Genomic DNA, 18,805 nt, shown 5'->3' on the forward strand with positions numbered 1-18,805 from the left:
CCTTCGGGGTCAGTCGATGTTCAATCGGCTGACACCTCAGGACGAGGCCGCGGGCTGGACAGGGCTGCGGCAGAGGGCGATGCGCCCCTCACCCCCGCCGGATCCCGGCCAGCACCTCCTGCGCCACGTCGAGGCGGACGCGATGGCCTTCGACCAGCACCCGCGCCACCGCCTCGATCTCCTCGCCGACCGCGCCGGCCATCATGGCGATGTTCTGGGCATGCAGCGCCATGTGGCCCTTCTGGATGCCCGTGGTGGCGAGCGCCTTGAGGGCGGAGAAATTCTGCGCCAGCCCGACCGCCGCGATGATCCGCGCCAGGCGCTCGGCCGTCGTCGCGCCGAGGATCTTCAGGCAGGCCTGCGCGGTCGGATGGAGCTTGGTCGCCCCGCCGACCAGGCCGACGGCCAGCGGCAGCTCGATCGAGGCGCTGAGGTCGCCCGAGGCCGTGACCTCGTAGCGGGTGAGGCTGGTATAGCGGCCCGAGCGCGCCGCGTAGGCGTGCGCCCCGGCCTCGATCGCCCGCGTGTCGTTGCCGGTGGCGAGCACGACGGCGTCGATCCCGTTCATGATGCCCTTGTTGTGGGTCGCGGCGCGGTAGGGATCGGCCTCGGCGAGGTGGTAGGCGCTGATGATGCCATCGCGCACCTCGGGCCCGCCGATCGCGTCGGTGCGCCAGACGGCGTGGGCGCGGGCGAGGCGCCGGTCGGCGAGGTTCGAGAGGATGCGCAGGTAGACGCGGCCCCCGCTCCAGCCGGCAATGTGAGGCGCCACCGCCTCCGCCATGGTGTTGACGGCGTTCGCCCCCATCGCGTCGCGGGTGTCGACGATCAGGTGGGTCACCACCATCGGGCCGCTCAAGCTGTCGAGCACCCGCACCTCGACGTCGCGCAGGCCCCCGCCGAGGCGCACCAGCACCGGATCGCAGGCGTCGCAGAGCGCGCGCAAGACCTCGCGCTGCTCCAGGATGCGCAGGCGCGCCGCGTGAGGATCGCTGACCCCGACCGCCTGCACCTGTGCGATCATCAGGTTGCCGGAGACCGAGGTGGTGAAGCCGTCCTCGTAGACCTGGCGCGCCGCGTTGCAGACCGCGGCCACCACCGAGGATTCCTCGGTCGCCATCGGGATCAGCACGTCCTCGCCGTCGATCCGCATGTTGGTCGCGATGCCGACCGGCACGTTCATGGTGCCGACGACGTTCTCGATCAGCCGGTCGGCGAGATCGGGGGCGAGGTTGCCGAACTCGGCGAGATGCGCGACCTCGGATTCCGAGAGGTCGGCGAAGGCGGCAACGAGGTCGAGGCGCTCGCGCGGGGTCTTCTTATGGAAGCCGGCGATGCGCGAGGTGCGGTTCGCCCGGGTCGTGTCCTGCATGGGGTGTCTCGTCGATCGGCATCGCGATCGGGCGGTCCGCACGCGCCGGACGAGGGGGACCCCGGAGGCCCGGATGGGGCACGGTGGCCGGGGCGTCGCTCTCCCTCGTCCGGGCTTGTAAGAACCTGCCCGTTGCCTGCACCGTACCCATCCGTATCCTCCCCACAAGGAACGCTTTGCGCCTTTTCCGGAGTGACCGTACCCTCAGTCCGATGGATACGATCGTGACGCCCGAGCCCCGGACCCGGGTCGAGCAGGTGGTCGCCGGGCTGGCGGAGCGGATCGACCGCGGGCTCCTGCGCCAAGGCGAGCGCCTGCCCTCGATCCGGGCGGCGGCCTCCGCCTTCGCGGTGTCGAAGAACACCGTCGTCAACGCCTATGAGCGCCTCGTCGCCTCGGGCCGGGTCGAGAGCCGGCCGGGCTCGGGCTTCTACGTCTCGGGGCGCCGCCCAGCCCCGGTCGCGCCGCCGCCGCCTGTCCCGCTCCAAGCGGTGGACAGCATCTGGCTGCTGCGCGAGCAGCTGGACCGGCACTACGACGTGCGCGTCGGCGACGGGCGCCCGCCGCCGGCCTGGATGGAGAGCGCGGAGGTCGGCCGCCATGCGAGGCCGTCGCGCCATGCGGCGAGCGAGAGCTACGGCAGCCCGGACGGCTACCTGCCGCTGCGCCGGAGCCTCGCCTTGCGGCTCGCCGAGCGGTCGATCCACGCCGCCCCGGAGGACGTGCTGCTGACCGCGGGCGCCAACCACGCCCTCGACCTGATCATCCGCCAGTTCGTGGCGCCCGGCGAGCCGGTGCTGGTCGACTCGCCCGGCTACTATCCGCTCTTCGGCAAGCTGCGGCTCGCCAAGGCCCGGATCGTCGGGGTGCGGCGCAACCCGGACGGGCCGGACGTCGCCCATCTGGAGGCGATGGCACGGGCCAGTGGCGCGCGGCTGTTCTTCACCCACTCGCTCGCCCACAACCCGACCGGGTGCTCGCTCACCCTGCCGGTCGCCCACCGGCTGCTCCAGCGCGCCGGCGCCCTCGATCTCCGGATCGTCGAGAGCGATCCCTTCGCCGACGTGCTGCCGGCGGCGCAGCCCCGGCTCGCCGCCCTCGACCAGCTCGACCGGGTGATCTACGTCGGCACCTTCGCCAAGACCCTCTCGGCCAGCTTGCGCTGCGGCTACGTTGCGGCTCGGCCCGAGGTGCGGGAAGCCCTGCGCGACCTCAAGATGCTGACGAGCGTCAACAGCTCGGGTTTCGTCGAGCGGGTCGTCCACGACCTGATCGAGAGCGGGCGCTACCGCCGCCACCTGCGCCGGCTCGGCGGCCGGATCGAGGCGGCGACGCTCCAGGGCCGGGCGGTCCTGCACGGCCTCGGCCTGCCGGTCTTCGGGGAGCCCCGGGGCGGCTTCTATCTCTGGTGCGGCCTGCCGGAGGCGTGCGATCTCGACGCCCTGTCGCGCAGGGCCGCCGCGCGCAGCATCCTGATCGCGCCGGGCGGCCTTTTTCTGCCGGAGGGCGCGGCCGGCCCGCCGATGATGCGGGTCAACGTCGCGTATCTGGGTGATCCGCGCTTCGCGCGGTTCCTGCGCGAGGAGACCGGCGGCCCGTCGAGCACGCCATGAGCCGCCCGGAACCGACGCCGCGTTCCGCCGCTGTGTAACGGCGCGAATCCTGTATCATGAAGACCAGACAAGACGGGAGCCGGCCCGACGCCCGCCCGCAGAGAGGCCGAGAGGGGAGGCCGCGATGCACGGGACCCTGGACCCAGCCGGCGCCACCGACGGGAGCGCCCTGGAGCGGGCCCTGCGCGGCGCCGTCTCGGGCGAGGTGCTGACGAGCCGCTTCGACCGCGGCCGCTACGCCACCGACGCCTCGATCTACCAGATCTTTCCCCGCGCCGTGGTCCTGCCACGAAACCCTGAGGAGGTCGCGGCCGTGCTGGCAGTCGCCGCGGCCGAGGACGTGCCGGTGATCCTGCGCGGCGGCGGCACCTCGCAGAACGGGCAGCCGATCGGCGACGGCATCGTGGTCGATTGCACGCGCCACCTCGACCGGGTGCTCGCCTACGACGCGCAGGCCGGCACGGTGACGGTCGAGCCCGGCACGGTGCTGGAGCGCCTGAACGCGCGCCTGAAGGCCGACGGCTGGTTCTTCCCCGTCGAGCCCTCGACGGCGAGCCGCTGCACGATCGGCGGCATGGCCGGCAACAATTCCTGCGGCGCCCGTTCGCTGCGTTACGGCAAGATGGTCGACAACGTGCTCGGCCTCGACGGGCTCCTCGCCGACGGGACCGCGTTCCGGCTCTCGTCGCAGGCCGTGTCCGGCATCGAAGACCTGTCGCGCCGCATGCTGGCGCTGGCGCGAGACGAGCGCGACGAGATCCTCCGGATGTTCCCTCAGGTGCAGCGCCGGGTCGGCGGCTACAACCTGGACGCGCTCCTTGGTGCCCACCCGAACCTCGCCCATCTCCTCGTCGGCTCGGAAGGGACGCTCGCGGCGACGACCGCGGTGACGCTCAAGCTCGCACGCCTGCCGGCCCACCGGGTCATGGGGGTGTGCCACTTCCCCTCCTTCCGCGCGGCGATGGAGACGGTGACGGCCCTCGTCGCCCTGGGACCTGCGGCGGTCGAGCTCGTCGACAACAACGTGCTGGTGCTCGGCGCCGACATCCCGCTCTTTCGCGCGACCCTCGCCGACATCACTCGCGGGCAGCCGGACTGCCTGCTGCTCGTCGAGTTCGCGGGCGAGGAGGCCTCGGCGCTGGCCGCGGACCTGCGCAGACTCGACGCCTGCATGGCCGATCACGGCTTTCCCGACGCCGTGGTGGAGGTCCGCGAGCCCGCACGCCAGCGGACGATCTGGGAGATGCGCGAGGCCTGCCTCAACATCATGATGTCGATGCGCGGCGACGCGAAGCCGGTGTCGTTCATCGAGGATTGCGCCGTCCCGCTCGAGCACCTGGCCGACTACACCGACGCGGTCACGGCGTGCTTTGCCCGCCACGGCACCACCGGCACCTGGTACGCCCACGCCTCGGTCGGCTGCCTGCACGTGCGCCCGATCCTCGACCTGAAGCGCGCCGGCGGCGTCGCCACGATGCGGGCCATCGCCGAGGAGACGGCGGAGCTGGTGCGCCGCTTCAAGGGCTCGTATTCGGGCGAGCACGGCGACGGCATCTCGCGCTCCGAGTTCGTCGCGCCGATGTTCGGCCCCCGCCTCGCCCGCGCCTTCGAGGCGGTCAAGGACGCCTTCGATCCCGGCAACCGGCTCAATCCCGGCAAGATCGTCCGTCCGCTCCGGATGGACGACCGCAGCCTGATGCGCTTCTCGGACGGCTACCGGATCGCCGCGCCGGAACCCGCCCTCGACTGGTCGGACTGGGGCGGGCTCGGCGGCGCGGTCGAGATGTGCAACAACAACGGCACCTGCCGGACGCTCGCCGGCGGGGCGATGTGCCCGTCCTACCGGGTCACCCGGGCCGAGGAGCACCTGACAAGGGGCCGCGCCAACACCCTGCGCCTCGCCCTCTCGGGCCAGCTCGGGCCCGACGCGCTCACCGCGCCGGAGACGAAGCGGGCGCTCGACCTCTGCGTCTCCTGCAAGGCCTGCCGCCGCGAATGCCCGACCGGCGTCGACATGGCGCGGATGAAGATCGAGGTTCTGCACCACTACCATGCCCGCCACGGGCGCTCCCTCGGCGAGCGCGTGCTCGCCCACCTGCCGGCCTATGCGGGGGCCGCCGCGGCGCTGGCTCCCCTCCTCAACCTGCGCGACCGGGTGCCGGCGCTGGCGCGCCTGTCGGAGCGGGTGCTGGGGCTCTCCGCCGCGCGCCCGCTGCCGCGCTGGCGCCGGCCCTGGCGCGAGGCGGGCGAAATCGCCCATCCCGGCGACGTCGCGGGCGACGGCCGCGACCTCGTCCTGTTCGGCGACACCTTCAACCGCGCCTTCGAGCGCGAGACGCTGGAGGCGGCAGACAGGGTGCTGCGCGCCGCCGGCTACCGGCTTCACCGGGTGGCCGCCGCGGGCGGGGCGCGGCCGCTCTGCTGCGGGCGCACCTACCTGGCGACGGGCGACACCGACCGCGCCCGCGCGGAGGCGCGGCGCAGCCGCGACGCGCTCCTGCCCTTCGTGCGGGCCGGCGCCCGGATCGTCGGGCTCGAACCGGCCTGCCTGCTGACCTTCCGCGACGAGGTCGCGGCGCTCCTGCCGGGCGAGGAGACCCGGGCGCTGGCCGAGGCGGCCCTGCTGTTCGAGGAGGTCCTCGCCGCCGACCTCGCGCGGGGCCGCGTCGCCCTGCCCCTCGCGCCTCAGGGCGGGCGGGTCGCGCACCTTCACGGCCATTGCCACCAGAAGGCCTTCGGGGCGATGGGCGCGGTCGAGGCCGTATTGCGCGCCGTGCCGGACCTCGATGTGCGGGTGATCGAGTCGGGCTGCTGCGGGATGGCCGGCGCCTTCGGCTACCGGGCCGACACGCAGCAGGTCTCCCGCGCCATGGCCGAGCTCGCGCTCTTTCCGGCCCTGCGCGCCGCCGGTCCCGCCGACCTCGTCGTCGCCGACGGGACGAGCTGCCGCCACCAGATCCGCGACGGGCTCGGCCGCGAGGCTGTCCACGTCGCCCAGGTGCTCGCGGCGGCGCTGGAGCCGGCGCGCGACGGCGTGGCGCGCGACGCGGCGTGACGGTGAGCCCGGCGGCGACGAACGGGTCCCTATGCGACGCGGAAGCCGACGGGGCCCCGCCGAGCCCCATCCCTTACGGGTAGCGCACCGGCGGCGGGTCCTCGGGCAGCGGAATGAACTCGGCGTCGTTCGGCACCGTGTCGAACCGGCCCTGGCGCCAATCCTCCTTGGCCTGCGCGATCCGCTCCGGCCGCGACGAGACGAAGTTCCACCAGAGATGGCGCGGCCCGTCCATCGGCTCGCCGCCCAGCACCATGAAGCGGGACTCTTCGGTCGCCCGCACGCTGATCCGGTCGCCGGGGCGGAAGACCAGGAGCTGGCCGGGGCCGAAGCCGTCGCCGGCGATCTCGATCGCGCCCGACACCGTGTAGATCGCGCGCTCGTCGTAATCGGGGTCGAGCGGCAGGACGGCGCCGGCCTGAAGCGCCACGTCGGCATAGACCATCGGGGTCGAGGTCCGCACCGGCGAGCGCGCGCCATAGGCCTCGCCGGCGATCAGCCGGACGGTCTTGCCCTCGGCCGAGACGATCGGCAGCGAGGCGGCGTCGTAATGCTCGAAGGCCGGGGCGGTCTCCTCGTCCTGCGCCGACAGGGCGACCCAGCTCTGGAGGCCGAACAGCCGCGAGCCCGTCTGCCGCAGGGCGCCGCCGGTGCGCTCCGAATGGGTGATGCCGCGCCCGGCCGTCATCCAGTTCAGCTCGCCCGGACGGATCGGCAATTCGGTGCCGAGGCTGTCGCGGTGCATGATCTCGCCGTCGAACAGGTAGGTGACGGTGGAGAGGCCGATATGCGGATGCGGCCGCACGTCCATGCCCTGCCCGAGCAGGAATTCCGACGGGCCCATCTGGTCGAAGAAGATGAAGGGGCCGACCATCCGGCACTGGGTCGAGGGCAGCGCCCGCCTCACCGCGAACGAGCCGAGGTCGCGCGAGCGCGGCACGATCAGGGTCTGGATCGCGTCGCAGCTGAAGCGGTCGCCCGGGACCGGGTCGTCGGCACTGTGCCAGCTCATCGCTCATGCTCCTTCTCGCGGCGCCCGATGCATCGTGTCGGGCCGGGTGCGTCCGAACGGCCCTACCTTGAGGCCTTGCATTCCACTTGAAAATGGAAACGACCGAAACGCATCGTTTCGCATACTGCTATGCTGCCGAACTCGCGGACGGGTGCGCGGGCGCCGCTCGCCGCTCGCCGCTCGCCGAACGATGATGGCGGCGGCTCTGGCGGTCCGTGCCCGGCCGCACGGACCGCACGACCCTCGGGCCGGACGAACTGACGTAGCGGCACACAAGCCCGGCACAATCCAGCGGAGGCACGCTCCAGAGTGACTGACAGGAGGTATCGCGCCGTGAGCCATGATGCGCTAACGGAGGAACAGGCAGCCGAGCGCCTGGCCCACCATCTTCTCAAGGAGGCCTACCAGGATCTCGCCTCGGTGTTGCTCAGCGCCAACGCCAAGGCGGCCGAGAGCCTGTTCTACGCCATCGAGAAGCGCACCGCGGACGCGCTCCGGGCGATCGTGACGGACCAGAGCGAGGGGGCCGCCTCGACCCGCATCGCCCGTACCGTCGGCAGCGAGCTCAACGACTTGTTCGAGCGCGTGCATGGCCGCGGCGGGATCGCGGCGCCGAAGCGGGTGGCATAAAACCGACCATCCAGGGCCCGCATGACGATCGGCGGCGAGTCCGTGCCGGAGAAGTGCGGCCTTCAACGCCGGCTGCGCCGCGCGAAGCATTGTCGGGTCGAGGTGGCCTTCGCCAAGCCTGACGGGACGGAGCGGCGCGACCCGCAGCGCGACGCGGCGGTGGACCGGCGGCTCGGCGGGAGCGGTGGGGCCGGTCGGCAAGTGCGGCGGCCAGGCCGCCGTGACGGCTACAGGAAGCTCTGCGGGTCGACGTCGATCCCGACCTTCAGATTCCCCCGCGGTTTCGGCCCCCGGGCGAGCCAGTCGCGCAGGTAGCTCTGGAGGTCGATCTCGCGCTCGGTCTTGACCAGCAGGCGGAAGCGATAACGGCCGCGCACCAGGGCCAGCGGCGCCTCGGCGGGACCGAGCACCATCACGCCGGGCGGCGGCTCGGCGACGCGGGCGAGCGCCCGGCCATGGGCCTCGGCGGCCTCGCGGTCGGTGCAGGAGATCACGAGGGCCGCGAGGCGCCCGAAGGGCGGCAGGCCGGCGACCTCGCGCGCCGCCGTCTCCTCGGCATAGAAGCGCTCGGCGTCGCCCGAGATCAGTGCGGCGATCACCGGGTGCTCGGGCTGGTAGGTCTGGACGAGGGCCCGGCCCGGCTTCTCCCCGCGCCCGGCGCGGCCGGTGACCTGCTGCAGGAGCTGGAAGGTGCGCTCGGCGGCGCGCGGATCGCCGGAGGTGAGGCCGATATCGGCGTCGAGCACGCCGACCAGGGTCAGGTGCGGGAAGTTGTGGCCCTTGGCGACGAGCTGGGTGCCGACGACGATGTCGCAGCCGCCCTCGGCCACGGTCTGGAGTTCGGCCCGCAAGCGTTCGGCTCCGCCGGGAAAGTCGCTTGAGAGCACGATCACCCGCTTGTCCGGGAAGGTGGCGGCGACCTCCTCGGCGATGCGCTCGACGCCCGGCCCGCAGGCGGTCAGGTTGTCGAAGGTGCCGCACTCGGTGCAGGCCTCGGGCCGCCGCTCGGCATGGCCGCAATGGTGGCAGACCAGCGCCCGGCGGAAGCGGTGCTCGACGAGCCAGGTCGAGCAGTTCGGGCATTGGTAGCGGTGGCCGCAGGCCCGGCACAGGGTCAGCGGCGCGTAGCCGCGACGGTTGAGGAAGAGCAGCGCCTGCTCCCCCCGGGCGTTGGTCTCGGCGATGGCCGAGACCAGGCTCGGCGACAGGTAGCGCCCGCGCGGCACCTTCTCGGTGCGCATGTCGATGGCGCGGATCTCCGGCAGCCGCCTTCCGCCGAAGCGCTCGGGCATCACCACCCGGCGGTAGCGGCCGCGCTCGGCATTCACCCGGGTCTCGATCGCGGGGGTGGCCGAGGCCAGCACCACGGCGGCGTTCTCCAGCTTGCCGCGCACCACCGCCATGTCGCGGGCGTGGTAGCAGACGCCATCATCCTGCTTGTAGGCGCCTTCGTGCTCCTCATCGACCACGATCAGGCCGAGCTTGCGGAACGGCAGGAACAAGGCCGAGCGGGCGCCCACCACCACCTGCACCTCGCCCGAGGCGACGCCGGCCCGGATGCGCTCGCGCCGGCGCCCGCCGACCCCGGAATGCCAGGCGGCGGGCCGCACGCCGAAGCGCTTGGCGAAGCGGTCGAGGAACTGGGCGGTCAGCGCGATCTCCGGCATCAGCACCAGGGATTGCACGCCCCGGCGCAGGGCCTCGGCCACGACCTCGAAATAGACCTCCGTCTTGCCCGACCCGGTCACGCCTTCGAGCAGCGTCACGCCGCCCTCCCCCGCCGCGCCTCCGCCGGGGGGCGGCGCGGTCAGGGTGGCGATCAGCGCGCGCGCCGCCTCGGCCTGGGGCTCGGAGAGGGCGTCGTGCGGGTGGTCGGGATCGGGCGGCTCGGCGACCCGCTCGGGCGCCAGCGCCACGGTCTCCAGCACGCCGTCGTCGATGAGCCCGTCGACCACCCCGGCGCTGACCCCGGCCTCCAGGCTGAGCGCCCGCTTGCCCCGCACCACGCCGTCGGCCGCCACCGCCACCACCTTGGCCCGGGCCGGGGTCATCCGGCTCGGCGGCATCCCGGTCGCCCGCACGCCGATCCGGGCGGTCTCGGTGCGGCTTTCCTCCGGCAGGCGGAGCGCCATGGCGAGCGCCGAGCCCTTCGGCGCCAGGGTGTAGCGGGCGATCCACTCGACGAGGCGGCGGAGCGCCGGGCTCAGGGCCTCGACGCCGATCCGGCCGCTCACCCGGCGCAGGTTGGAGCCGGCGCCGTCGCGCAGGGACCACACCACCCCGACGGTTTCCCGCGGCCCGAGCGGCACCTGCACCACGTCGCCCTCCTGGAGGGTGAGTTCGGGCGGCACGGCGTAGCTATAGGCCTGGTCGAGGGCGAGCGGGATCAGGACGTCGGCGATCGGGGCGGTCATCGGGGCTTCGGAGCGGACGGCATCGTCCGTTCATATAGGAACGGTCACGCCGGCTCGCCCCCGGCCGCCGCGGATCCGTGCGCCCCGGATCCCGGCGTTTCCTCGTCCTCGCCGATGCGCCGCCGCACGCCCCATTCGGCCAGGACGGCATTGAGGTCGTCGAGGATGAAGTGGCGGGCGCTGTCCTGGTCGTAGCCCTCCTCCAGGAGGGAATCGTACTCGGTGAAGACGTGGCGGGCGTAGGACACCAGGCCGAGCCAGGCGGCGGTCTCGGGCGCCGCGCCGCGCAGGCCCGGGCTCGCCAAGGCCCGGTCGACGATCGCCTCCGCCTCGAAATCCGGCACCCGGGGCGCGAGGCGGGAGAGCGCCGCCTCCACCGCCTCGCGGCGGGTGGGGAGCGCGCGACGGGGCGCGGGATCGGGGCGGCGGCTCATCGGCGTCCTTCGCGGGCGGGAGGGCGACCCTGCCGGACCGGGGCGATCGTGTCACCCCCGGGCTCGCGGCCGCGGATCCCGGGATACCGGATCCCCTGCCCGCAGGGCCCGCACCAGGGCCTCCGCCTCGCCGCCCTGGAGGAGCGGCACCAGGGACCGCACCCGCTCCGGCGGCAGCGCCCACCAGGCGGTCTCGACCAGGGCCGCCACGATCTCCGGCGGGAAGCGGTGGCGGATCACCCGGGCGGGATTGCCGGCAACGATGGCGTAGGGAGGCACGTCGCGGGTGACCACCGCGCGGGCCGCCACCACGGCGCCGGGGCCGACCGTGACGCCCGACAGGATCAGGCAGCCCGAGCCCAGCCAGACATCGGCGCCGATCGCCACGTCGCCCCGGGACGCATGGTACTCCTCCGGTGCGTCGAGGTCGGGCCACAGGCCCCGCATCGCCGCGAACGGATAGGTCGAGACCCAGTCGGTGCGGTGGTTGCCGCCGAGCAGGATCTCGACCTTGTCGGCGATCGAGCAATAGGGGCCGATCGACAGTCGCGCGCCCGATTCCGGAAAGCGGATCTTCGGCCTGCCGTAGGAGTACGGACCGATCTGGAAGCCGTAGCGGGCGGCGAGCTTGGCCAGATGCAGGCGGGTCTCGTTGTGAGGGTTGCGCCCCTGCCGCAGGCGGTGCAGGAAATCCTTCACCCGCGGGCACCGTCGTGAGTCGCGGGCGGGGCGGCGGGCCCGAGCTTTCGGGCGATCCGGGGAGAGTACGCGGTGAGCAGCAACATTTCGGACGATCTGAAGAGCGGCGCGCTGTTCTATCACCGTCATCCGAGACCCGGGAAGCTGGAGATCCAGCCGACCAAGCCGCTCGGCAACCAGCGCGACCTCGCGCTCGCCTACTCCCCGGGCGTCGCCGCCGCCTGCGAGGCGATCGCCGCCGATCCGGAGGAGGCCGCGACCCTAACGGCGCGCCAGAACCTCGTCGCGGTGGTCTCGAACGGTACCGCGGTCCTCGGCCTCGGCGATATCGGCCCGCTCGCCTCCAAGCCCGTGATGGAGGGCAAGGCGGTCCTGTTCAAGAAGTTCGCCGGCATCGACGTCTTCGACATCGAGCTCAACGAGAAGAACGTCGACAAGCTCGTCGACGTGGTGGCGGCCCTGGAGCCGACCTTCGGCGGCATCAACCTGGAAGACATCAAGGCGCCGGAGTGCTTCGAGGTCGAGGAGCGCTGCCGGGCGCGGATGAACATCCCGGTCTTCCACGACGACCAGCACGGCACCGCGATCATCGTGGCGGCCGCAGTCCTCAACGGCCTCGAATTCGCCGGCAAGCGGATCGCCGACGTCAAGATCGTCACCTCGGGCGCGGGCGCCGCGGCTCTGGCCTGCCTCAACCAGCTGGTGTCGCTCGGGGCGCGGCGCGAAAACATCTTCGTCACCGACATCGAGGGCGTGGTCTACAAGGGCCGTGACACGCTCATGGACCGCTGGAAGGCGGTCTACGCCCAGGACACCCAGGCCCGCACGCTGGCCGAGGTGATCCCGGGGGCGGATGTCTTTCTCGGCCTCTCGGCCGGCGGCGTGCTGAAGCCCGAGATGCTCGAGCGGATGGCCGAGAAGCCGCTGATCATGGCGCTCGCCAACCCCTATCCGGAGATCATGCCGAATCTCGCCGAGGAGAAGCGGCCGGACGCGATGATCTGCACCGGCCGGTCGGACTTCCCGAACCAGGTCAACAACGTCCTGTGCTTCCCCTACATCTTCCGGGGCGCGCTCGATGTCGGGGCGACCACGATCAACGAGGCGATGAAGGCGGCGGCCGTGAAGGCGATCGCCGGGCTCGCCCGCGAGACCCCGTCCGACGTCGTCGCCCGCGCCTATGGCGGCGAGGCGCGGCCCTTCGGCCCCCATTCCCTGATCCCGAGCCCGTTCGATCCGCGGCTGATCCTGCGCATCGCGCCCGCCGTGGCGCAGGCCGCCATGGAGTCCGGCGTCGCCAAGAGGCCCCTGCCGGACGTGCAGGCCTATACCGAGTCCCTCGACCGGTTCGTGCACCGCTCCGGCTTCATCATGAAGCCGGTCTTCACTGCGGCCAAGGAGGATCCGCGCCGGGTCATCTACGCCGAGGGCGAGGACGAGCGGGTGCTGCGCGCCGTCCAGGCGATCGTCGAGGAGGGGCTGGCCAAGCCCATCCTGGTCGGCCGTCCGAACGTGATCGAGACCCGCCTGAAGCGCTTCGGCCTCGCCATCCGGGCCGGCCAGGACTTCGAGCTGATCAACCCGGACGACGACCCGCGCTACCGCACCTACGTCGCCACCTACATGGACCTCGCCGGGCGCCGCGGCATCACGCCGGACGCGGCCCGCACGCTGGTGCGCACCAACAACGCGGTGATCGGCGCGCTCGCCGTGCGCCGGGGCGAGGCCGACGCGCTGATCTGCGGCCTGGAAGGCCGGTTCGAGAGCAAGCTGCGGGTGATCCGCGACATCATCGGGCTCGCGCCGGGCGCCCGGGACTTCGCGGCGCTCAGCCTGATCGTCACCTCGAAGGGCGCCTACTTCCTGGCCGACACCCATGTGCGGCCCGACCCCAGCGCCGAGGAGATCGCCGACGTCGCCATCGCCTGCGGCGACACCGCCCGCCGCTTCGGCCTGTCGCCGAAGATCGCGCTGGTCAGCCACGCCGATTTCGGCTCGTTCGACACGGCGTCGGCCCGCAAGATGCGCCACGCCCTCACCCTGCTGCGCGAGCGCGCCCCCGACCTCGAGGTCGACGGCGAGATGGCGGCCGACACCGCCCTGTCGCAGGCGATCCGCGACAAGGTATTGCCGGGCTCGCGCCTCAAGGGCGAGGCCAACGTGCTGATCATGCCGAACCTGGACGCGGCCAACATCGCGTTCCAGTTCTCGAAGATGCTCGCCGACGCGCTGCCGGTGGGCCCGCTGCTGCTCGGGCCGGCGCGGCCCGCCCACATCCTCACCCCGTCGGTGACCGCGCGCGGCATCGTCAACATCACGGCCGCGGCCGTGGTCGAGGCGCAGGGGCAGGAGGTGCTGACCGTCGAGGCCGACAGCAATGCGGAGGCGGGGACGCCGCTGGTGTCGGCGTAATCGGGCCGACACAGGCCCGGCGAGACGATCGCCGGGCCGTCCCATCCTGCAAGGACATTGCAACGTGATGCGCTGTTGTCTCTCCCGTACGGGAGAGAGAACCGCGACACCCGGAATCCGGGCCCAAACCCCATCAGCTTGATCGATTGCGGATTCGACCTCGACCCTTCACCACCGTCCGGAAGGTCTGCCTGTCGGCAGTGGAGTGGACAATGGGCCACGACCGGCGCAGGTGGAGAGCGTCCGGTCCGCTCATCGTTGGAGGGGCCCGGAACGCTGCCATTGCCTGATCGAAGACCGCGCGAAGACGCGAATCAGGCCTTTGCCATGACCGGAAGCCGAAAGGGCGCGCCAAGCCGGTTGAACGCGTTCATCGCCGCGATGGCGATCGTGAGGTCCACGAGATCCTTGGGCGTAAAGGCCGCGCTTGCGGCCGCATAGGCTTCGTCGGAAGCGCGGGTCTCGCTGACCAGCGTGACTTCCTCCGCCCATGCAAGCGCGGCGCGGTACTGGTCGGGGAAGAGGTGGGGCACCTCGGCCCAGACCGGGACCAGGGCAACCTTCTCGAACTGCATCGTCTTGAGGAGGTCACGGGTATGCAGGTCGATGCAGTGCGCGCAGCCATTGATCTGCGACACGCGCAGGAAGACGAGGTGGATCAGTTCGTGGGGTAGGTCGGTGCCCGTGGTGATGTAGTGGTGGATGCCGAACAGTGCCTTCGCACCCTGCGGCGCCACCTCGTTCCAGACCAGCCGTGTGTTCTCGCTCATGACGAATCTCTAGGCTCGGAACGGCGGAGATCGACGTTCGAAGCCATGACGAGCCAACCGGATCAGGTGTGACATGCCGCGCAGCATTTCCGCTCGCCGCGGTCGATGTCACATTCAGGCCCGTCCGATCGTCTTGTCCTTGGGATCGGGACGCCCGAGCGATCGGGACAGCGGAGATGGTGCGGGTTGAGGCGATGGAGGATCGACGGACCGCCGATTTCGAGGCGGAGCGCAAGCGCCTGACACGACTGGCCTACCGGATGACGGGTTCGCTCACCGACGCGGAGGACGTCGTGCAGGACGCATGGCTGAGGTGGGTCGGAGCCGAAGGCGTCATCGATTCGCCTCCTGCCTATCTCACCCGCATCGTCACGCGTCTCTGCCTCGACCGGCACCGCTCGGCACGGGGGCGGCGGGAAACCTATGTCGGCCCCTGGCTGCCCGATCCGCTGGTCGGGTCCGTGGAACCGGACGAGACGGTCTCAGACGATATCACGGTCACGCTGATGCTGGCGCTGGAGCGCTTGTCGCCCCTGGAACGAGCGGCCTTCCTCCTGCACGACATCTTCGACGTGCCGCTGTCCGAGGTCGCCATCGCTCTCGACCGCGAGCCGGCCGCGGTCCGCCAGCTCGCGTCGCGCGCCCGCAAGCACGTGCAGGCGGCGCGTCCCCGGTTCAAAATTGCACCGTCGGATGCGGAGCGGATCACCCACGCCTTCTTCGTCGCCGCACGCGACGGGGACGTTGCGGCCCTGTCGGCGCTGCTGGCGAGGAACGTCGAGATCCATGCCGATGGCGGCGGCAAGGTCCTCGCCTTCCGCAATGTCATCCACGGCATCGAGCGGGTCCTGCGCCTCTTCGCCGGGCTGCGTCGCAAGAATTCCGTATCGCCGACGCTGCTTCGCGTCGTCACCATCGACGGCCTGCCAGGCTATGTCAGCCTCGATCGAGGCGGCGTGCTTCAGACGACCGCGCTCGATATCCGCGAGGATGGGATCACCGCGATCTACATCGTCAGGAACCCGGACAAGCTGTCTCACCTGGCGGCAGAGGCGAACCCTCTAAACCGCATCTCGCCATCATCGCCAGCGTCCTGAGCCGTCGGGTGATGGTGGCGTCGCGGATGACCCCTCGACAGGCAGCATGCGCAGCTTGTTCACGGTCGAACGGCCGCTATCGGCGAGCAAAGCCGAGGGCCGCTCCCTACCCAAGCGGCCATCGCACATCTTCCCCTGGCAGGCTGTCACGTCCGCCGTGTCGAACACGTAGCCAGGAGACCCGACAGGGAGAGGCAAGCCCCCGCACCCAATGCGCCGGTCGAGACAAGCTTGCCGTGGCAGCCATTCGCATGGCCGAGCTTTCTGGTTTCAGACCGGGTGTCCCGTCAGGGATCAATCCCCCTCGACGCCCCGCCTACCCCCTCGGCTTCGGCGCCGCCTTCCCCGCCTGCCCCGCCGGCTGCGCACATCCCGCCTGCTTGCCCTTGGCGCTGTCGTCCTTGCCGCCGGGCACGAACATCGCGGAGACGCGCCCGCCAGCGACCGGGTCCATGTTCGCCCGGCCGGTATTCATGTCGTAGACGAGGCGCGAGCCGCGGGTGACGTTCTGGCATTGGCTCAGGACCACGTTGCCGGTCAGCACGACCCGGTTCGCCACCCGGTCGAATACCGCGTTGTCGCCGCTCGCCACCTGGTCCTTCGACACCACGGTGACCGGGCCGGCGCAGACCACCTGGCGGATCGCGCTGCCGTCGGTCGGGTCGGAGGATTTTTCGGGTTTCGCCTCAGCCTTGGGCTCGGGCTTCGCCTCGACCTTCACCGCCTTCTCGACGGGCTTAGCCTCCGCCGGCTGGGCGATGGAGGCCTTCACCTCGGCGCCCTTGGTCTCGGCCCCCTTGGTCTCCGCGCCCTTGGTCTCCGCGGCCTTGCCCTTCGGGTCCTTCTCCTTGCGCTGGTAGTGCACCGTCATGCTGGAGCAGCGGATGGTGCTCTCCCCCTGCACCGCCACGACGTTGCCGGCGAAGATCGCCTTGTTCTCGCGGTCGAACACGTCGAGCCGGTCGGCGTCGATCTTGATCGGCTCCTTGCCGCCGCCGCTGCCGAAGGCGCCGAAGCCGGAGCCGGCCTCCTTCTTCTTCGTGGCGGATTTTTCGGCGGCAGGCGCAGCCGGGGTCTCGGCCCGCGGGACGGATGGAAGGGCGAGGGCCGCGAGGGTGAGGCAGCCGAGCGCCGCGAGGGCCGGGAGACGGGGACGCACGGGCTCAATCGTCCTTGATCTGGGCCTCGGTGGTCCGCAGCGGCGGATCCTGCTCCGAGGAGTCTTGCGACGGCGTGGATTGGGAGAAGACCGCCTTGACGTTGCCGACGAACGAGATGGTCTTGCCGCTCTCGGTCACCTCGAGCCCGTCGGCCTTGATCGAGCCGGTCGGCATCGTGACGGTGACGGCCTCGCGCGACGACATCGCGCCGGCCTTGAAGTCGACATGGGCCGAGGTCAGCCGCGCCTCCTGGCCCTTGTCGGTCCACAGGCGGATGTGCTGGCTCAGGTCCAGCGCCTCCTTCTGGGTGTCGAAGATGCCGGCGGTCGCCTCGATATGGGCCAAGCCCCCCGATTCGTCGGTGGTGAGGCGGCCGAGCATGTTCTGCAACTCGATCACGAAGGGCTTGCGCACGTCCTGGAGCGCCGCCTTGGCGGTGACCACGTAGGGGCGGTTGTCCTTCGAGCGGTAGCCCGAGAGGCGCGGGCTCTCCATCGTCACCTTCGAACCCGAGACGCCGATCGAGCCGAGGCTGACCGAGACGCCGAGATCGGCGAAGGGATTGAGCCAGGTGCCGACCACGATGGCGAGCCCCGCCGCCCCCGCCCCGAGGGGGATGGCGCGCCGCAGCCAGCGTACCAGGGCGCTGTGCCGGCGCGCCCTCGCATGGGCGCGCAGCCGCCGTGGATCGAGCCCCGGGCCGGCCGCGGAGGGAAGCGCATCGAGCGAGGAAGCTTGCAGCAAGGTCGTGGCCACCTGCATCGTGCCGAGGCCCGGCGCGGAATGCGCGGGTTTCGCGCTCCCTCCCTGCTCCGGCCCGGTGTCGAAGTTATGGCCGGCAGGTTAACAGAACGGCGACGCTTCGTCTCGATGCTCTCATACCGCCACGCCTTCGCGTCGACACGTCGATGCGAAGGCGTGGCGGTATCACACGGCTTCCGATGGATCGCTTCGCCATGCGGAAACCGGCTTCGCTCAAGCGCCGCACGGGCTGTACGCCTCAGCTATGCGCGAAGATGTCCGTCTCGTCCCATTCGAGCAGGTCGAGGCGGGCGCGGGTCGGCAGGAAGTCGAAGCAGGCCTGGGCGATGGCGGTGCGCTCCTCGCGGGCCAGCATCATGTCGAGCTTCTCGCGCAGGGCGTGGAGGTGGAGCACGTCGGAGGCGGCGTAGTCGATCTGCGCCTGGCTCAAGGTCTCGGCGCCCCAATCCGAGGATTGCTGCTGCTTCGACAGGTCGACGCCGATCAGCTCGCGCACCAGGTCCTTCAGGCCGTGCCGGTCGGTATAGGTGCGGGCGAGCCGCGAGGCGATCTTGGTGCAGTAGACCGGTCCCGGCATCACGCCGAGACGGTGAGAGAGCACCGCGAGGTCGAAGCGCGCATAGTGGAAGATCTTGGTGACCGCCGGGTCGGCCAGCACCCGTTTCAGAACCACCGGCTCGGGGCCGACCCGCGGGATCTGCACCAGGTCGGCCTCGCCGTCGCCGCGGGAGATCTGCACCACGCAGAGCCGGTCGCGGTGGGGCTGGAGGCCGAGGGTCTCGGTGTCGACCGCGATGGCCGGGCCCGGCACGTAATCGTCGGGCAGGTCGCCGCGATGCAGGCGGTGGGGCATGGGAGGAGCGTCCGGGGAAGCGTCAAGAGGCTCCCCGGCGCCTATCACCCCTCCCTTGAGCCGGCAAGGATGCGGACGGCTCAGGACTTCTGGCGGGCGATGACCTTGTCCTTGATGCCCTCGTAGACGTTCGACGGCACGATCTTCTTCGACAGGAGTTCGTCCTTGCCGCGATACGGCCGCCCCTTGATGATCGCCTCGGAGCGCGCCGGCCCGATGCCCGACAGGGTCTCCAGCTCCTCCTTGGAGGCGCTGTTGAGGTCGAGGAGGGCCGGCTTGCCGGCGGGCGCGGCCTTGGGGGCCTCGGGTGCCTTGGCCTCGGGTGCCTTGGGGGCCGCCGGCGCCGCGGGGGCCGGTGCGGTCGGCGCCGGCCGGGTCGTCGGTGTGGCGGGTGCGGGCGTCTGGGCCAGGGCGGGGCCGGCGCCCAGCAGGGCGGCGACGGCGAGGGCGCGGGTCAGGCGGGGGAGAAGGCGCGTCATCGGGACACTCCGATCGTGCCGCCCTCGGGTTCGGGTCTCGGGA

15 protein-coding genes are annotated in these 18,805 nt (G+C 71.5%); 5 read left to right on the forward strand and 10 right to left on the reverse strand.

Annotation, left to right across the window (positions count from 1 at the left end; translation table 11 throughout):
• Positions 1-88: 88 nt before the first annotated feature.
• Positions 89-1,372 (reverse strand): hydroxymethylglutaryl-CoA reductase, degradative, encoded by a 1,284-nt coding sequence (locus tag DA075_RS23230; protein ID WP_099955235.1) that lies wholly within the window; start codon positions 1,370-1,372, stop codon positions 89-91.
• A 224-nt stretch (positions 1,373-1,596) separates the two neighbouring features.
• Here DA075_RS23230 and DA075_RS23235 point away from each other — a divergent pair, with 224 nt between their 5' ends.
• Both DA075_RS23235 and DA075_RS23240 read left to right on the forward strand, forming a co-directional pair.
• Positions 1,597-2,985, forward strand: a complete 1,389-nt coding sequence (locus DA075_RS23235; RefSeq protein WP_232387363.1) for an aminotransferase-like domain-containing protein — start codon at positions 1,597-1,599, stop codon at positions 2,983-2,985.
• Between the two features lie 124 nt (positions 2,986-3,109).
• Positions 3,110-6,040, forward strand: coding sequence for an FAD-binding and (Fe-S)-binding domain-containing protein (locus DA075_RS23240; protein ID WP_099955237.1), 2,931 nt, complete (start codon positions 3,110-3,112; stop codon positions 6,038-6,040).
• Positions 6,041-6,113: 73 nt separating this feature from the next.
• Here DA075_RS23240 and DA075_RS23245 read toward each other — a convergent pair whose 3' ends face one another.
• Positions 6,114-7,052, reverse strand: a complete 939-nt coding sequence (locus DA075_RS23245) for a pirin family protein (protein ID WP_099955238.1) — start codon at positions 7,050-7,052, stop codon at positions 6,114-6,116.
• Positions 7,053-7,385: 333 nt separating this feature from the next.
• Between DA075_RS23245 and DA075_RS23250 the strand changes: the two genes are divergently transcribed.
• Entirely contained in the window at positions 7,386-7,682 is a 297-nt protein-coding gene (locus tag DA075_RS23250; RefSeq protein ID WP_099955239.1) for a hypothetical protein, read from the forward strand.
• Positions 7,683-7,909: 227 nt separating this feature from the next.
• On the opposite strand, the gene DA075_RS23255 is transcribed toward DA075_RS23250, so the two are convergent.
• Genes DA075_RS23255 through DA075_RS23265 form a run of 3 tightly spaced genes read right to left on the reverse strand, consistent with a single transcriptional unit; the run spans position 7,910 to position 11,217 of the window.
• Positions 7,910-10,096 (reverse strand): primosomal protein N', encoded by a 2,187-nt coding sequence (locus DA075_RS23255; RefSeq protein WP_099955240.1) that lies wholly within the window; start codon positions 10,094-10,096, stop codon positions 7,910-7,912.
• 44 nt (positions 10,097-10,140) lie between these two features.
• On the reverse strand, positions 10,141-10,530 hold the full coding sequence (locus tag DA075_RS23260) for a DUF2293 domain-containing protein (RefSeq protein WP_099955241.1): 390 nt from the start codon (positions 10,528-10,530) through the stop codon (positions 10,141-10,143).
• A gap of 51 nt (positions 10,531-10,581) precedes the next feature.
• Positions 10,582-11,217: a CatB-related O-acetyltransferase gene (locus tag DA075_RS23265; RefSeq protein WP_099956754.1), complete on the reverse strand. Its 636-nt coding sequence runs from the start codon at positions 11,215-11,217 to the stop codon at positions 10,582-10,584.
• 84 nt (positions 11,218-11,301) lie between these two features.
• Here DA075_RS23265 and DA075_RS23270 point away from each other — a divergent pair, with 84 nt between their 5' ends.
• Complete coding sequence (locus tag DA075_RS23270; protein WP_099955242.1) at positions 11,302-13,641, forward strand: NADP-dependent malic enzyme; 2,340 nt, start codon at positions 11,302-11,304, stop codon at positions 13,639-13,641.
• A 314-nt stretch (positions 13,642-13,955) separates the two neighbouring features.
• On the opposite strand, the gene DA075_RS23275 is transcribed toward DA075_RS23270, so the two are convergent.
• Positions 13,956-14,411, reverse strand: coding sequence for a carboxymuconolactone decarboxylase family protein (locus tag DA075_RS23275; protein WP_099955243.1), 456 nt, complete (start codon positions 14,409-14,411; stop codon positions 13,956-13,958).
• A gap of 176 nt (positions 14,412-14,587) precedes the next feature.
• On the opposite strand from DA075_RS23275, the gene DA075_RS23280 reads away from it, so the two are divergent.
• A complete protein-coding gene (locus tag DA075_RS23280; RefSeq protein WP_210206999.1) occupies positions 14,588-15,508 on the forward strand; it encodes a sigma-70 family RNA polymerase sigma factor in 921 nt (306 codons plus the stop codon).
• A gap of 316 nt (positions 15,509-15,824) precedes the next feature.
• Here DA075_RS23280 and DA075_RS23285 read toward each other — a convergent pair whose 3' ends face one another.
• From DA075_RS23285 to DA075_RS23300, 4 genes are all read right to left on the reverse strand, one after another.
• Positions 15,825-16,667, reverse strand: coding sequence for an LptA/OstA family protein (locus tag DA075_RS23285; RefSeq protein WP_099955244.1), 843 nt, complete (start codon positions 16,665-16,667; stop codon positions 15,825-15,827).
• Between the two features lie 4 nt (positions 16,668-16,671).
• Positions 16,672-17,430, reverse strand: coding sequence for an LPS export ABC transporter periplasmic protein LptC (gene lptC, locus DA075_RS23290; RefSeq protein WP_099955245.1), 759 nt, complete (start codon positions 17,428-17,430; stop codon positions 16,672-16,674).
• Between the two features lie 238 nt (positions 17,431-17,668).
• On the reverse strand, positions 17,669-18,283 hold the full coding sequence (locus DA075_RS23295) for a ribonuclease D (protein ID WP_099955246.1): 615 nt from the start codon (positions 18,281-18,283) through the stop codon (positions 17,669-17,671).
• 80 nt (positions 18,284-18,363) lie between these two features.
• On the reverse strand, positions 18,364-18,762 hold the full coding sequence (locus DA075_RS23300) for a ComEA family DNA-binding protein (protein WP_099955247.1): 399 nt from the start codon (positions 18,760-18,762) through the stop codon (positions 18,364-18,366).
• Positions 18,763-18,805 lie beyond the last annotated feature (43 nt).

This window comes from Methylobacterium currus, assembly GCF_003058325.1.
In the GTDB taxonomy this organism is placed as follows: Bacteria; Pseudomonadota; Alphaproteobacteria; order Rhizobiales; family Beijerinckiaceae; genus Methylobacterium; species Methylobacterium currus.

Bases quoted from the DNA above. Each gene is read 5' to 3' on its own strand.
- DA075_RS23230 (WP_099955235.1), bottom strand. From the start codon at position 1,372: ATGCAGGACACGACCCGGGCGAACCGCACCTCGCGCATCGCCGGCTTC.
- DA075_RS23240 (WP_099955237.1), top strand. From the start codon at position 3,110: ATGCACGGGACCCTGGACCCAGCCGGCGCCACCGACGGGAGCGCCCTG.
- DA075_RS23245 (WP_099955238.1), bottom strand. From the start codon at position 7,052: ATGAGCTGGCACAGTGCCGACGACCCGGTCCCGGGCGACCGCTTCAGC.
- DA075_RS23255 (WP_099955240.1), bottom strand. From the start codon at position 10,096: ATGACCGCCCCGATCGCCGACGTCCTGATCCCGCTCGCCCTCGACCAG.
- DA075_RS23260 (WP_099955241.1), bottom strand. From the start codon at position 10,530: ATGAGCCGCCGCCCCGATCCCGCGCCCCGTCGCGCGCTCCCCACCCGC.
- DA075_RS23275 (WP_099955243.1), bottom strand. From the start codon at position 14,411: ATGAGCGAGAACACACGGCTGGTCTGGAACGAGGTGGCGCCGCAGGGT.
- DA075_RS23280 (WP_210206999.1), top strand. From the start codon at position 14,588: ATGGTGCGGGTTGAGGCGATGGAGGATCGACGGACCGCCGATTTCGAG.
- lptC (WP_099955245.1), bottom strand. From the start codon at position 17,430: ATGCAGGTGGCCACGACCTTGCTGCAAGCTTCCTCGCTCGATGCGCTT.
- DA075_RS23295 (WP_099955246.1), bottom strand. From the start codon at position 18,283: ATGCCCCACCGCCTGCATCGCGGCGACCTGCCCGACGATTACGTGCCG.
- DA075_RS23300 (WP_099955247.1), bottom strand. From the start codon at position 18,762: ATGACGCGCCTTCTCCCCCGCCTGACCCGCGCCCTCGCCGTCGCCGCC.